14 protein-coding genes, 1 tRNA gene and 1 pseudogene are annotated in these 14603 nt (G+C 66.4%); 3 read left to right on the top strand and 13 right to left on the bottom strand.

What is annotated here, in order from left to right; all coding sequences use genetic code 11:
- Positions 1 to 46: 46 nt before the first annotated feature.
- Entirely contained in the window at positions 47 to 643 is a 597-nt protein-coding gene (locus tag ACWEWT_RS14320) for an ANTAR domain-containing response regulator (RefSeq protein ID WP_452559029.1), read from the bottom strand.
- Between the two features lie 219 nt (positions 644 to 862).
- Here ACWEWT_RS14320 and ACWEWT_RS14315 point away from each other — a divergent pair.
- A tRNA-Leu gene (locus ACWEWT_RS14315) sits at positions 863 to 949 on the top strand.
- 42 nt (positions 950 to 991) lie between these two features.
- Here ACWEWT_RS14315 and ACWEWT_RS14310 read toward each other — a convergent pair.
- The 5 genes and pseudogenes from ACWEWT_RS14310 to ACWEWT_RS14290 form a co-directional block, all read right to left on the bottom strand.
- Positions 992 to 1835 (bottom strand): annotated as a pseudogene (locus tag ACWEWT_RS14310) (tyrosine-type recombinase/integrase); the annotation flags it as partial.
- A gap of 427 nt (positions 1836 to 2262) precedes the next feature.
- The gene (locus tag ACWEWT_RS14305) at positions 2263 to 2394 is read right to left on the bottom strand and encodes a hypothetical protein (RefSeq protein ID WP_357426378.1); all 132 of its coding nucleotides are present in this window, start codon (positions 2392 to 2394) and stop codon (positions 2263 to 2265) included.
- A gap of 724 nt (positions 2395 to 3118) precedes the next feature.
- Positions 3119 to 3742 (bottom strand): hypothetical protein, encoded by a 624-nt coding sequence (locus ACWEWT_RS14300; RefSeq protein ID WP_452559027.1) that lies wholly within the window; start codon positions 3740 to 3742, stop codon positions 3119 to 3121.
- Positions 3742 to 4050 (bottom strand): PadR family transcriptional regulator, encoded by a 309-nt coding sequence (locus ACWEWT_RS14295; protein ID WP_452559026.1) that lies wholly within the window; start codon positions 4048 to 4050, stop codon positions 3742 to 3744. Before ACWEWT_RS14295 ends, ACWEWT_RS14300 begins: the two co-directional genes overlap by 1 nt.
- Before the next feature lie 40 nt (positions 4051 to 4090).
- Positions 4091 to 5458, bottom strand: a complete 1368-nt coding sequence (locus ACWEWT_RS14290) for a DUF1214 domain-containing protein (protein WP_452559025.1) — start codon at positions 5456 to 5458, stop codon at positions 4091 to 4093.
- Between the two features lie 339 nt (positions 5459 to 5797).
- Between ACWEWT_RS14290 and ACWEWT_RS14285 the strand changes: the two genes are divergently transcribed.
- Positions 5798 to 6427 (top strand): arsenate reductase/protein-tyrosine-phosphatase family protein, encoded by a 630-nt coding sequence (locus ACWEWT_RS14285; RefSeq protein ID WP_452559023.1) that lies wholly within the window; start codon positions 5798 to 5800, stop codon positions 6425 to 6427.
- Between the two features lie 235 nt (positions 6428 to 6662).
- Entirely contained in the window at positions 6663 to 7070 is a 408-nt protein-coding gene (locus ACWEWT_RS14280) for a hypothetical protein (protein ID WP_452559022.1), read from the top strand.
- Positions 7071 to 7089: 19 nt separating this feature from the next.
- Here the strand turns inward: ACWEWT_RS14280 and ACWEWT_RS14275 are convergent, their stop codons facing one another.
- The 7 genes from ACWEWT_RS14275 to trpC form a co-directional block, all read right to left on the bottom strand.
- Positions 7090 to 7821: an acyl-CoA thioesterase gene (locus ACWEWT_RS14275; protein WP_452559178.1), complete on the bottom strand. Its 732-nt coding sequence runs from the start codon at positions 7819 to 7821 to the stop codon at positions 7090 to 7092.
- A 187-nt stretch (positions 7822 to 8008) separates the two neighbouring features.
- Positions 8009 to 9427, bottom strand: coding sequence for a pyruvate kinase (pyk, locus tag ACWEWT_RS14270; protein ID WP_452559021.1), 1419 nt, complete (start codon positions 9425 to 9427; stop codon positions 8009 to 8011).
- 288 nt (positions 9428 to 9715) lie between these two features.
- Positions 9716 to 10225 carry a TM2 domain-containing protein gene (locus ACWEWT_RS14265; RefSeq protein WP_452559019.1) on the bottom strand — a complete coding sequence of 170 codons (510 nt, stop codon included), beginning with the start codon at positions 10223 to 10225 and terminating at the stop codon, positions 9716 to 9718.
- 105 nt (positions 10226 to 10330) lie between these two features.
- Positions 10331 to 11590, bottom strand: coding sequence for a prolipoprotein diacylglyceryl transferase (lgt, locus tag ACWEWT_RS14260; RefSeq protein WP_452559176.1), 1260 nt, complete (start codon positions 11588 to 11590; stop codon positions 10331 to 10333).
- Positions 11591 to 11671: 81 nt separating this feature from the next.
- A complete protein-coding gene (trpA, locus tag ACWEWT_RS14255; RefSeq protein ID WP_452559018.1) occupies positions 11672 to 12472 on the bottom strand; it encodes a tryptophan synthase subunit alpha in 801 nt (266 codons plus the stop codon).
- A complete protein-coding gene (trpB, locus tag ACWEWT_RS14250; protein WP_452559017.1) occupies positions 12469 to 13764 on the bottom strand; it encodes a tryptophan synthase subunit beta in 1296 nt (431 codons plus the stop codon). Before trpB ends, trpA begins: the two co-directional genes overlap by 4 nt.
- Positions 13761 to 14579, bottom strand: a complete 819-nt coding sequence (gene trpC / locus ACWEWT_RS14245) for an indole-3-glycerol phosphate synthase TrpC (protein ID WP_452559015.1) — start codon at positions 14577 to 14579, stop codon at positions 13761 to 13763. Before trpC ends, trpB begins: the two co-directional genes overlap by 4 nt.
- Between the last annotated feature and the right edge of the window lie 24 nt (positions 14580 to 14603).

Below are 14603 nucleotides of genomic sequence, written 5' to 3'. Positions count from 1 at the left end.
CTTGTGTTTCCGGCCGGTTAAGACCGCTGTCGCCGGACGCGGCGAGCTACTGCGGGGTGAGGTTCTCCAGAACGACCTCGGCCACCGCTTTCATCGTGGTGCGCCGATCCATCGCGGTGCGCTGGATCCATTTGAAGGCCTGCGGTTCGCTCAGGCCCTGGGTCTGCATGAGCACGCCCTTGGCCCGCTCGACGAGTTTGCGCGTCTCGAGCCGCTCGGACAGGCCCGCGACCTCGCTCTCCAGCGCGGTGATCTCGTGGAACCGGCTGGCGGCGAGTTCGATGGCCGGAACCAGATCGGATTTGGTGAAAGGTTTCACCAGATAGGCCATGGCACCGGCGTCACGGGCCCGCTCCACCAGGTCGCGCTGACTGAACGCGGTCAGGATGACCACGGGCGCAACACGTTTGGACGCGATTTCGGCCGCGGCGTCGATCCCGTCGCGGCGCGGCATCTTCACATCCATGATCACCAGATCCGGCCGGTGCTCCACCGCGAGGTCCACGGCCTGCTGACCGTCGCCGGCCTCTCCCACCACCTGGTATCCCTCTTCGGTCAGCATCTCGACCAGATCCATCCGGATCAACGCCTCGTCCTCGGCGACGACCACGCGTTTCGCCGCGGCGCCCGCACTAGTGCTCATAAACGACCCCTCTGGTTCCGATGCCTCGTCCCGACGCAGGGACGGCGGATCCGGCCGATGCACGGCCGTCGATCCGCCGTCACGCGATCGGGTGGTGTTGAGACTACCTTTCACGGTGATCGCCGGTGCATATACCCTGCTTAACCGGGTTCCGGGGGTACCGCACACCCCGCGATTCGGTGTTCCGGCCGACCGGCGGCTACTATGTGCATCCGGTGCGCCGAGTTGGCGGAACTGGCAGACGCGACGGTCTCAAAAACCGTTGTCCGAAAGGACGTGTGGGTTCGAGTCCCACACTCGGCACCAAGGTCAAACGGTGTATCCGATTCTCGACCATCTCCCTCACCCTCACGCAGTCCGCAGATAGTCCGCAGCAGCTCTCGCTCCGGAGTCCATTCCGTCCGCCACCGCGTCCAGATCATCCGGGAACAGGTGCCCGTACAGATCGAGGGTCAACGTGGCCGTCTTGTGCCCGAGCATCCGCTGAACGACCTTGATATTTCCCCCGGCACTGATCGCCAGCGAGGCCGCGGTATGCCGGAGACCATGAGGGACGACCCCGGTGAGACCAACCTCCCGGGCCGCCTGGTCGAACACCCAGCGAAACTCCGTCGAGGTCAGGTAGCCGCCCTTATGACTGGGGAGCACCAACGCCTCGGCCCGCCGGCCGGCCAGCAGGTTCTCCAGATCCTTCGCCAGCAGTCTCGGGACGGGGACGACACGACTCGTGTGATTCTTCGTGTCCGTTTCCACGATCCCCTGCCCAGTGACCGGAGTTGCCGAACGAGTGACGCGAACACGACGCTGATCCAGGACGACATCGGCGGTGCGGAGAGCGATCGCTTCACCGAATCGCCTTGATCGCGAACCGCAGAATCTGGCTGAGCACCTGGTACGACTGGATCACCCGAGACGCCGACAACCCGCGGCCCTGGAAGCGAGCACTACCGGACTCCGAGAGGGTGACCACCCACTCTTGCACGTCCTCGAACTCGATATCTCGAAGCGGAACCGAACCCCAGCGCGGCAGGATGATCGTGTCCAGTAGCGACCGATAGCCGGCGACCGTTTTCGGTTTGCGGAATTTCTTCGTCGAGAACCATTTCTCCGCCACCACCTCGAACAGCACGCCACTGCGGTCCGGATCGACCCATGTCCCGGTGACAACCTTCGTGGTCACGTCACCATCAAGAGCGGCGGCGCATGCGCGCCGCCGCCACGCTACGGCGGGACCTGGCTACGCTGGCGGCCCCACCGGCGCGTCGGCGGCACGCCAGCGCCACCCGCTTCCGACCCGACATGGTTGATTTTCGATAACCGAGAAGTGTGGGCACGACGAGAGCCGTACCCGACTTGCTCTCCCGCGGCCCGAACACGAAACGGCCGGCAACGCCCGGGATGACTAGCCGTGATCCAGTCCATAGAATTGCCGAGCAGAAGAATCGACCAGTTCACGGCGTGGATGTGCGCGAACTCCGGCCGCGTAGCCCTGCTGACTGGTGGCCTGCATTGTGTTCCCGCGCCCCTCCACCGTCCAGGGCAGACAGGGGCGTCAGCTTCGCTGATGGCATTCGCCACCCTTGACCGCGCGAACGATCGACCCCTTCGGACAACGGTCTTCACCACATCAGAAAGATCGCCTCCAGGCCCACGACGTAGCCGATAACCGCCGCAGCCGCACCACCGAGCAGCACTACGAGCCAGGACTTGCCGCGCCACCGAAGTGTCACCACCACGAGGGTGGTAAGCACGAGAATTCCGATGAGCAAAGCTATGGCAGGTGCTTGATCAGCGTACATCGGGTAGCTATCTGCGTGATTGGAGTCCACTGTGGTCGAATCGGCTCATCGGGAGTCGATGTTTCACCGCTGCCAGGAGATAACGGCCACTCTCGCTATGCCCAGCCGAGGGTGCGCTCATGCCGCATATCGGGCGGGGCCGAGGTCCCTGCTTCCTCCGATTGGCCACAGTGTCTGACTTCGGTACGGGCGAGTCAAGGGCGCTGCGCGTCGCTACGCGATGGCGACGGCCACCCTTGACTAGCCCTTCCCTCAGCACAGGATGGCCAGTATGAGGAAACAGGGGGACGAGAAGTTGCCGAGGCTCGTTGTCACGCCGGTGTCACAAGTGCCGCAAACCAGCCCGGACACCCGCAGACAGAACCAGCCCGTCAGCCGACTATAGGAGCCATCTACAGACCCCGAAAATAGCCTCTGAGCTGCCTCCGGAGCAGAAGCGCATCCAGGTGGACAGTCCGCAGTCGGTCCGCAGTAGGTACGCACACGACAAACCCCGCCAACACTGTCAGCGGGGTGTCTACCCAGGTCACGGCGATTCGCCCACAATCACCAACGATCCCGTGACCTGCAACTATTCAGTGAGTCAATCTCGAAAACCGTTGTCCGAAAGGACGTGTGGGTTCGAGTCCCACACTCGGCACCGAGGTCGGACGGTAGTTCCGATTCGAACCATCCCCTATCTCCGCCCCAGCGGGTTCCCTGCTGCTCCAGACCCTGTTTCCACGGCTGCCACCTGCGGATCATCCGGGTGATCACTGTCCCGGGATACCGGCGGCCCGACGCGCACGGTCAACCGGAGTCGCAGATCGCGGATATAGGCCTTCCGCTGCCGGGACAGCAGCGCCCACCGGAGCGCGGCGCGCAACCGCTCGCGCGGCTCACCCCGGCGCACCACGCCCACTCGCTGCGCCACCAGGTTGGTGGATCCGAGGTCGACGAATACCATCTCCTCGTCGGCAGCGCCGGATTCCTCGATCGCGCGCACCGCTTCGGCGTCCAGCGCGGCGAAGCCGTCGCGCGCGATCCGGTTCGCGAGTATCCGCGTTCGCCGGGCGCGATACCGGAGCGCGACACCCTCGTGCAATACCGTTTCGAGCTGCTCGGCGACCCAGAACGGGCGTACCGGCCGAGGGACGGTGTACAGCTCGGCGGGAAGTTCACGACGCCGGGGATCGTCGGCGGGATAGATCCGCACCAGGGTCCGGAGCAGGAAACCGGGACAGAATCCGAATACCGCCACCGCGAGCGCGAAGGCGGTGAGGCTCTCCCACGATGCCACGATATCCAGCAGTGTCGTCATCATGCCCACCCCAGGTCGAGTGCGGAGAACCGGCGGTCGGCCCGGGCCGCGCGGACGGTGCCGGCCAGTTCGCGCTTTCCGTGCTCGGTCAGTTCGTAGTAGCGGCGCGGTGGGCGCCGTTCGGTCAGTGTGGCCGGATCTTCCCAGCCGTCGGTCAGCCAGCCCTCGTGCAGCATCCTGGTGAGCATGGGATACAGGACGCCGGACCGGACCCCGGAGCGCCGGCCGAGGTCGTAGCCCCAGTGCCGCGCGTCCGGTTCGGCCAGGAGGGCGACCGCGACCCGGACCAGCGAGTGGGTCTTCCGCATGCCCGTAGTCTACATAGGTAGCGAAAGGCCGGTTCGATGCTCAGCGCTGTGGTACGACTGCCGGGGGTTGCCAGCCACCGTCGAGCGTGGCGGTATCGGGCCAATAGGCGCGCAGATAGAGCGAGAATTCGGCGCTGGGCGCGGGTAGCCAATTGGCGAGCAGCTTCGGCTCGCTGGGACCGGCCCCGCCGACGGTGAGGGTCAGTGAGCCGTCGTCACCGTAGGCGAGGTCGTGATTCTTGGTACCCAGCGAATAACGGTCGAGCTCGTTGGAGTGGAAGAAGTGGTGTTTGTTGTAGACCGTCAACGACCAGAACCCACGGACAGGCGGTAGTTGCCCGGCCGGGAAGTGCACGGTGTAGCCGCGGGAACCGTGCAGGCGCTCACCGGCCTCGTCGAGATCCTGATAGTAATAGGCAGTTTCATTCGCAGTGTTGACAAAGATGTTCGATTTACCGATCGCCGTCCGCGACAGGTAGTCGGTTTCGAACGCGGCACCGTTGCGCTGAGTCGTCCAGTGATGGGCTGCCGGGATACCGATATTGCGGAACTCGAACAACTCCCCGACCACGGCGTCTGTATCGAGTGCCGCCTGCCGCAGCACAGCGGCGATATCGGTATCGCGTTCGGCGGCAGTGAGGATCGAGCGGAACCAGCCGTACAGCGCTTCCTCACCGGGTAAGGCCGGTACTTCGTCCAGGACCTCCCCCAGAACGTCGAAGAACCGCTCGGGGTCCACCCACTGCGTTTCAGCCCGGCCGCCGGTCGCGGCGCCACCCGCGAACGATGGCACCGCCGACCAATCGACAACCTTCACCCTGCCGTCGAACGCCGACAGCGGATACATCGTGATCCGGTCGACCAGGGGTGCGATCGCCGCCCGGTCGCGCTCGGTGTCGTCGAGGAAGACTCGCGGGATCACCACCCCGCATCGCGTGTCGTAGCGGAACACGTCGGTGATCCCGGCAGGCACCACACCTGCCCAGGATTCGGGCGCGAGCAGGTAGAACCCGGGTGCGGTGCCGTACATCCGGCCGAGTCGGACGAACGAATCGGTACGCTGGTCCACCACCTGATAGACCCAGAACCGGTCACCGAATTCGGGCACCTGCACCACTGCGGGCTCCCGTTTCGCGTCCAGGACACCGAACCCGTATGCGACATCCTGATTCGGGCACGCCACAACCCGTTCTTCGGGCCGGATGTAATCGCGCAGCATCCCGAGGGTGCCGGGCGGACCGGCGGGCACGATACCGGCCATCAGGCCGGGCTCGGGCAGCTGTTCCATATATGCGCGCCGGTTGTGGATATTCACCAGCGGCCAGCCCCACAGGTACGCCGTCCGGGCCACCGCGCGCGCGTACTCGCGGGTCATCCTCGACGTGGCGAAACCATCGGAACCGTCCATCAGCAGCTACCTTCCCTGGCTCGACGGCCCCCGCGGACACATCCGACCCACGACCGTACGCCGCCGAATCCGGGTGCCGGTTCACCCGGTTCGGGTGAACCGGGCATGCGAACATGCGGAACGGACCACACCGAATGAATCCGGCGCCGTACCACAGCGCCACTCTCGTATACCGCGAGGTTCGAACCGGCAATCACGGAAACATTTTTTGTACCGCAGGGAAAAATATGGCCGGATTCGTGTACGGCACGCTACACGCTGATGAATTAACGGCCGGAGCGTTGTGATTTTGCACAGACTGCACCGCTGCGCACAGGTAGCGCGAATTACCGTTGCGCTATGCACATCCTGTTCGTCTGCAATGGAAACGTGTGCCGCTCGGTGATCGCCGAACGGCTCACCCGCTCCATCGCGGTCGAATACCGGCTCAGCGGCATCACTGCCGAAAGCGCCGGTACCCGGGCCCTGGTCGGGTTTCCGGTGGAACCGCGGGCGGCGGAGGCCATCACCGGGCTCGGTGGTGACCCCGGCGGTTTCCGTGCTCGCAAACTCGTACCCGAGCATATCGATCGGGCAGATCTCGTACTCGCCATGACTGAGAACATCCGCGACGATGTGGGCGAACTGGCCGCCGGCTCGAATTCCCGGACCTTCACGCTACTCGAGGCATACCGGATCGCCCGGGTCACCGGTGCCCGAACCGTGGCGGATCTGCATCGCTACCGGCACAACCTGTCCCGGGTCGGGCGGGAGAACATCGCCGACCCGGTAGGGCTGACGGCCAGGGCGTACTGCGAAGTCGGGGACAAGATCGCCGACGCGCTGGTACCGCTGCTGGTGGCCCTGGCCCCGGCCGCCACGCCCGAGCACCAGCAATGGAACCGGCCGCCGCTGGTGGTACAGCCGAACGCCGCCCCGGCCCGGCTCTCGCCGCTGGTGGCCGCCCAGCACACCGGCTGGTACGCATGAGAACACCGGTCCGACCGGGCCGCCGGGCCGTTACCGGCGGCGGGGCAGGCACTGCCCGGTGCACGGCGGCGCGACGGGCATTCCGCGGCCGGATTCCGGTCCCTCCGGTCCCGCAGATCACGAATGCCTACGTGCACCCTGACTTTCGACGTTCCGGGCACTACACTCGCCATCCGGACCATCGATCCGAACAATCCGATCCCGTTGCAGGTACGACACACGACAGGAATCAGGCATGCCGAAACGCATTTCGGATGTTTCGCTTCATGTTTATGTGACACCGGAAATCCTGAAAGATCTCGTCGACACCGTCCGAGTGGAACTGGCCGAGCAGCTGGGCGACGGTGATATCTGCGCATGGCGCTTCACCCTGCCGATCGCCGAAGACGATGCCCGGCACCGGGATTTCGACGACCGCTGGCGTACCGCGAATCCGGGCGCCGAACCACTGGGGCGCGCGACCTTCGAGATCGCGCTGAGCCTGGTCGGTGATCCGGCCGAACTCACCGACAGTTACCTCGCCACGCTCGAACACCGCTTGCTCCGGGGCCTGGAAACACTGGGCCCCGGCGACCCGTTCACCTTCCGCACCGAACAGCGCACCGATGTCGATATGGAGCCGCTGCTGCCGGAACGACTCTGATCCGGCAGTAGGCCTGTACTCAGCGGCGAGCCGGGAAGTGCCGGATCACGCCTTCCTGCACGGTGGTGGCCAGCAGGTCGCCGGCACGCGAGTAGAACCGGCCGGTGGCCAGTCCACGGGATCCGGCGGCGACCGGGGATTCGGTCGAATAGAGCGCCCAGTCGTCGAAGCGGAACGGCCGGTGGAACCAGATGGAATGGTTCACGGTGGCGGCGACGATCCGATCCAGACCCCACGAGAGGCCGTGCGTGGTGATGATCGAATCGAGCACGGTGGTATCCGACGAATAGCTCAGCGCGGCGACGTGGATCAGCGGGTCGTCGGGCAGGGTCCCGTCGGCACGCATCCACACCCGGTTGTGATTGAGTTTCGCGCCGGTACCCTTGAGGATCCAGGCCGGATCGTTCGTGTACCGCATATCGATCGGATGCGGCGCGTTGACGAACATCTCGAGCTTGTCCTCGAAACCGGCGAAGCTCTCCTGGATCCGCGGCAGCGTTTCCGGATCGGGTACTTCGGGACGCTCGTGCGCATGCTCGAGACCCTTACCCCACTCCTGGAACGACGCCAGCATCACGAACAGCTCCTGGCCGTCCTGGAGTGCGGTCACGGTCCGGTTGGCGAACGCCCGCCCGTCGCGATGCCGCTCCACGTGGTACTCGATCGGCTTCTTCACATCGCCGCCGCGGACGAAATGGGCGTTGAGCGCGTGGATCGGGCGATGACCCGCGGTCCGTCCCGCCGCTATCACCGCCTGGGAGACCAGCTGGCCGCCGAACGTCCGGCTGGACACTTTTTCCGGATGGTGTCCGAGGAAGACGTCCTCGGACATCTCCTCGAGATCCAGCAGTTCCAGCAGGGTGTCGAGATCGGAATGATTGTCCGTCTCGGTTTCGCCGACCGGCGCGCTCACCGGGCGACTCCGCGGTCCTCGATCATCAGTGGTCCTCCTCGCCGATACGGTGCACGTGGATCAGGTTGGTGGAACCGACGGTACCGGGCGGGGAGCCCGCGACGATGACCACGAGGTCGCCTTTGCGGTATCGATTCATACTCAGCAGCGCCTGATCGACCTGTTTGATCATGGCATCGGTGCTGTCCACGGTGGGCACGATGAACGTTTCGGTACCCCAGGTGAGCGCCAGCTGGCTGCGCACTTCCGGAAGAGGGGTGAACGCCAGCAGCGGCAGCGGAGTGTGCAGCCGCGCCAGGCGGCGCACCGTATCGCCCGACTGGGTGAACGCGACCAGCGCCTTGGCGTTGAGGCGCTCGCCGATATCGCGGGCCGCGTAGGAGATGACACCGCGCTTGGTACGCGGCGTATGGGTCAGCGGGGGGACACTGGTCGACTCGGTCTCCACGGCGTGCACGATGCGGGCCATGGTGCGCACCGTTTCGATCGGGTACTTGCCGACCGAGGTCTCCCCGGACAGCATCACCGCGTCGGCGCCGTCGAGCACCGCGTTCGCCACATCCGAGGCCTCGGCGCGGGTGGGCCGGGAGTTCTCGATCATCGATTCGAGCATCTGAGTGGCCACGATGACCGGCTTCGCGTTCTCGCGGGCCATCTGGATCGCGCGCTTCTGCACGATCGGCACCTGTTCGAGCGGCAGTTCCACACCGAGGTCGCCACGGGCCACCATCACCGCGTCGAAGGCCAGGACCACGGCCTCGAGATTGTCGATGGCCTCCGGCTTCTCCAGTTTGCCGATCACCGGCACCCGGCGGCCGACCCGGTCCATCACATCGTGGACGAGTTCGATATCCGACGGCGACCGCACGAACGACAGCGCGATGAAATCGACGCCCAGATTGAGGGCGAACTCCAGATCCTCGATGTCCTTCTCGGAGAGGGCGGGCACCGAGACATCCATGCCCGGCAGCGAAACACCCTTGTTGTTGCTGACCGGGCCACCCTCGGTGACCTCACACACCACGTCGTTGCCCTCGACGCGGATCACTTCCAGGCCGACCTTGCCGTCGTCGACCAGCAACCGGTCGCCGGATTTCGCGTCGGCGGCGAGCTGTTTGTAGGTGGTGGAGACCCTGTCGTGGCTGCCGACGATATCGTCGACGGTGATACGCACGGTCTCACCGTTCGCCCAGACCGTCCGTTCCTCGGCGAAACGGCCCAGCCGGATCTTGGGGCCCTGCAGATCGGCGAGTATGCCGACGGCGCGGCCGAGATCGTCGCAGGCCTGCCGCACCTTCTTGTAGTTCTCGGCGTGGTCGGAGTGCTCGCCGTGGCTGAAATTGAGCCGGGCGACATCCATACCACTCTCGACGAGCTCTCGAATACGTTCCTCGGTGGCAGTGGCCGGGCCGAGGGTGCACACAATCTTCGTCCGTCGCATCACGTGTCGAGCCTAATCCTGCCGGGTTGTCCTGTTCCGTCCGCCCCCGGGCGTCCGCCGGACCGCGGCATGCGGCGAATCAGTGGGCAGACCTGCGAAGCTAACTCTGCCATACGAATTTCACTGGTCAGCTACAGGAAGGTGAACGCCGCGCTACGACATACGAAATCGGCGCGCACCGCGGGCCGGATCCGGGGACGGACGGCGACGGTACGCGCAGCGACCCGCGGAGCGCCCGGAAACGGAACAGACCCCCGGTATCCCGGGGGTCTGCCGACGGTGCGCGTCGGGTCAGCTCTCGCGCAAGGGGCGTCCCTGCGGGTCCTGCACGCTGCCGGTGAGCATCATGATGCCGTCGATGAGCGGCCAGATACCACCGAAACCACAGGTGAGCCAGGTGACCGCGATCTGGGCGACCGCGATACCGTTATCACCGATGTAGAACCGGCCGGCACCGAATCCACCCAGGAAGATCTGGAGCAGACCGGCGGTCAGCTTCTGTTTGTCCGAGTACGGAACGCCGTTCATATCGCGGCCGTAGGGCGCCTCGGGATCCATCGGGTTGTATCCCCCGGGCCCCATCGGGGCGCCGTAGCCCGGCTGCGGCTGACCGTAACCGGGAGGGGCACCGTACTGGGGGCCCTGCGGGTACTGCTGCGGCTGCGACGGGTACGGCTGGGACTGGTACGGCTGCGGTTGCGGTTGCGACGGGTAGCCCGGAGCCCCCGGCGATTTGCTCAGATCCGGGCCGGTTCCGGGTGGACCGTACTGCGGTCCACCCTGCTGGTACGGATCGGTCATGAATTCCTCCTAGATCGGTGCCCCCGGGCAGCGGAGGACAACCGGATGTCGCCTCCCCACCGGCAAGATGCTGCCAGACGACCGCACCGCCCGCCGAACGGAGCCCTATTTACCTCGCGGAGCACCGGATTCGGCGGTGGCGCCGTCCTGCTTCGCCGCCGGATCATCGGATGATTCGGATTCGGTATCCGCCGATTCCTTCGCGCTCGGCGCGGTATCGGAATCGGAGTTCTCCTCCGGCGCAGCGGACTCCGCCACGGCGTCCGGAGTGGCCGTCTCGGCGTCGTCGGACTTCTCCGGCGCTTCCGAGCTCGCGGATTCGGAAGAGTCCTCGGCACTTCCGGATTCGCCGTCCTCGGTCGCCTCGTCAGCGGCATCCCCGGAACCGGACGAGGCCGCGGCACCGGCGGCGCGCAGGGCGCCCAACTGCCAGGGCCACGGGCGCGGGCCCGCGTCGGGGCTCAACTGTTCGGGAGTCTCGCGCCCCTTGGTCGCGAACAGGACATAGGCGACGGCGGCCAGGAACACCAGACCGGAGGTGAACGAATTGATCCGGATACCCGCGATCTGGGTGGCCTCGTCGTCGCGCATGAGTTCGACGAAGAAGCGGCCGAAGCAGTACCCGGCCACATACAGGGCGAACAACCGGCCGTGGCCGATCCGGAAGCGACGGTCGATCAGCACCAGCGCGATCACCACCAGTACGTTCCAGATCAGTTCGTAGAGGAAGGTGGGGTGCACGATCGAATGCACCTCGCCGGAGGACACACCGTTCATCATGTCGAGCCGGCCGGAATCGTCGAACCGGAGATAGATCTCCAGACCCCAGGGCAGATCGGTTTCGCGACCGTAGAGTTCCTGGTTGAAGTAGTTGCCGAGCCGCCCGATGGCCTGTGCCAGCAGAATCGCGGGAGCGATCGCGTCGCCGAGGGCGGGCAACGGAATCTTGTAGATACGGCAGGCGATCCAGGCGCCGATGGCGCCGAAGAAGACCGCGCCCCAGATCCCGAGACCACCCTGGTAGATCTTCAGCGCGTCCATCGGGTTACCGTCGGCCCCGAAATATTTCTGCCAGTCGGTGGCGACGTGGTACAGACGCCCGCCGACGAGTCCGAACGGGACGGCGAAGACGGCGACGTCCAGTACGGTTCCCGCTTCTCCGCCCCGGGCCTGCCAGCGTTTCTCACCCCACCAGATGGCGACGATGATGCCGAGGATGATGCAGATGGCGTACGCCCGCAGCGGGAACGGCCCGATCTCCCAGACGCCCTGCGGCGGGCTGGGCAGATAGGCCAGTAGATCGGCGGCGTGCGGGACGGCGCCACCGGGGGTTCCGGCGGTCGCGACGGTATCCGGTGCGGCGATAACGGTCACGGGGCCACCGTAGTCGAGACTGTTATCCGAGCAAGTACGGGCTCCGCCCGTGTGTCCTCGGCAGGGCTCGGATCAGGACGCGACCGCGGCGGAGCGAACCCCACCGGCCAGCTCGCCGGTCAGCGCGCGGACCGAGTCCAGACCGGTGGCCGCCGCGGAGACCAGCGCCGAACCGACGATCACACCGTCGGCGTAGGCGGCGATCTCGGCGGCCTGCGCCCCCGAGCGCACGCCGAGGCCCACCCCGATCGGGATATCGCTGTGCTCGCGGATCCGGGCGCACAGCGCGGGCGCCATGGTCGAGACCGCGTCCCGGGCGCCGGTGACGCCCATTGTGGATGCCGCGTACACGAAACCCGAGGTCACATCGAGGGTGGAGGCCAGTCGCTCTTCGGTGGAGGACGGGGCGACCAGGAAGATACGATCCAGCGAGTGGGCGTCGGAGGCGGCGAACCAGTCACCGGCCTCTTCCGGGATGAGATTCGGGGTGATGATCCCGGCACCGCCGGCCGCGGCCAGATCCCGGGCGAAACGGTCGACACCGTATTTGAGCACCGGATTCCAGTAGCTCATCACCACGGCCTGCGCGCCCGCATCGGTCACCGCCTCGACCACGGAGAACACATCGCGTACCCGGACCCCGCCGCGCAACGCCTGTTCGGCCGCGGCCTGGATGGTGGGCCCGTCCATCACCGGATCGGAGTAGGCCACCCCGACTTCGACGATATCGCAACCGGATTCGACCATCGCCCGGACGACCTGACGCGAGCCCTCGAGGTCCGGATAGCCGGCGGGCAGGTACCCGATGAGCGCGGCCCGGTTCTCGGCCCGGCAGGCGGCGAAGGTGGCACCCAGGCGGGACTCGGAACTCACTGACCGTTCTCCTTGCCGGTGTCCGGATCGTCGAAGAGCCCGAACCAGCGGGCGGCGGTGTCCATATCCTTGTCACCGCGACCGGACAGGTTCACCAGGATGATCGCGCCCTCACCGAGTTCGCGGCCCAGTTCCACCGCGCCCGCGACCGCGTGCGCGGATTCGATGGCCGGGATGATGCCCTCCGCGCGGCTCAGCAGCAGCAGGGCGTCCATGGCGGCGGAATCGGTCACCGGCAGGTACTCGGCGCGGCCGGTATCCCGGAGGAAGGCGTGCTCGGGGCCGACTCCCGGATAGTCGAGGCCGGCGGAGATGGAATGCGACTCGATGGTCTGACCGTCCTCGTCCTGCAAGAGGTACGAGTAGGCGCCCTGGAAGGCACCCGGAGACCCACCCGCGAAAGTGGCGGCGTGCCGGCCGGTGTCCACACCGTCACCGGCCGCCTCGTAGCCGATCAACCGGACGCCGGGATCGTCGATGAAGGCGTGGAAGATACCGATCGCATTGGAACCGCCACCCACGCAGGCGGTGACGGCATCGGGCAGCCGCCCGGTGAGGGCCTGTACCTGGGCGCGGGCCTCCAGTCCGACGACGCGCTGGAAATCGCGGACCATGACCGGGAACGGGTGGGGTCCGGCGGCGGTACCGAAACAGTAGTAGGTGTCGTCGGCGTTGGTCACCCAGTCGCGCAGAGCCTCGTTGATCGCGTCCTTGAGGGTCTGCGAACCCAGGGTCACCGAGACGACCTCCGCGCCGAGCAGCCGCATACGGGCCACGTTCAGCGCCTGCCGCGCGGTATCGACCGCGCCCATGTAGACGATGCAGTCCAGGCCGAGCAGCGCGCACGCGGTGGCGGTCGCGACGCCGTGCTGGCCGGCGCCCGTTTCGGCGATGATCCGGGTCTTGCCCATCCGTTTGGCGAGGAGTGCCTGACCCAGCACATTGTTGATCTTGTGCGAACCGGTGTGGTTCAGATCCTCGCGTTTGAGCAGGATCCGTGCGCCGCCGGCGTGCTCGGCCAGATTCGCACACTCGAAGACCGGCGACGGACGGCCGGTGTAGTCACGCTGCAACCGGTCCAGTTCGCCGAGGAAGTCCGGGTCCAGCCGCGCCTTGTCGTATTCGGCCGTGACCTCCTCGATCACCGCCATCAGCGCCTCGGGGACATGCCGGCCGCCGTAGACGCCGAAATGGCCGCCCTCGTCGGGCTCGTGTTCGCTGCGCTGCGCGACCCCGCGACTCGCGGCGGGCAGCGGGGTACTGGTCGACGACGGGCCGCCCCCGGCCATCATCGCCCCCGCCGGGCCGGTTTGGGGCAGGACGGGTGCGTACCCGCGGTGACCAGTTCGGATACCGCGGCACGCGGGTCACCGCTGGTGACCAGCCCTTCACCGACCAGTACCGCGTCGGCGCCGGCACCGGCGTAGGCGAGCAGATCGGCGGTGCCACGGACGCCGGATTCGGCGATCCGGATGACCTCGGTGGGTAGACCCGGCGCGATACGGGAGAAGCAATCCCGGTCGACCTCGAGGGTTTTCAGATTGCGGGCGTTGACCCCGATGACCGTGGCACCCGCGGTGAGTGCCCGATCGGCCTCCTCCTCGGTGTGTACCTCGACCAGCGCGGTCATTCCGAGCGATTCGGTGCGATCGATGAGCGAGGACAGCGTGTCCTGCTCCAGCGCCGCGACGATCAGCAGGATCACATCGGCGCCGTGGGCGCGGGCCTCGTGGATCTGATACGGGCCGACGACGAAGTCCTTGCGCAATACCGGGATGTTCACCGCCGCGCGAACCGCGTCGAGGTCGTCCAGCGACCCGTGGAAGCGGCGGCCCTCGGTGAGCACGCTGATCACGCGGGCGCCACCGTCCTCGTAGGCCTTGGCGAGGCTGGCCGGATCGATGATCTCGGCGAGTGCCCCCTTGGAAGGGCTGGCCCGCTTGACCTCGGCGATCACGCCGATACCGTCTTCGAGAAGCGCTGCCTTCGCATCGAGCGGCGGCATCGCGGCGGCGGCCGCTGCCTTCACCGCAGGGAAGTCCAGCACCGCTTCCCGAGCGGCTACATCCGAGCGGACCCCGTCGAGAATCGAGTCGAGTACCGTCATCTGGCTCGAATCCTTTCTGGGGAG

The organism is Nocardia sp. NPDC003963, from assembly GCF_053605105.1.
This window is presented reverse-complemented; position numbering and strand designations above follow the sequence as displayed.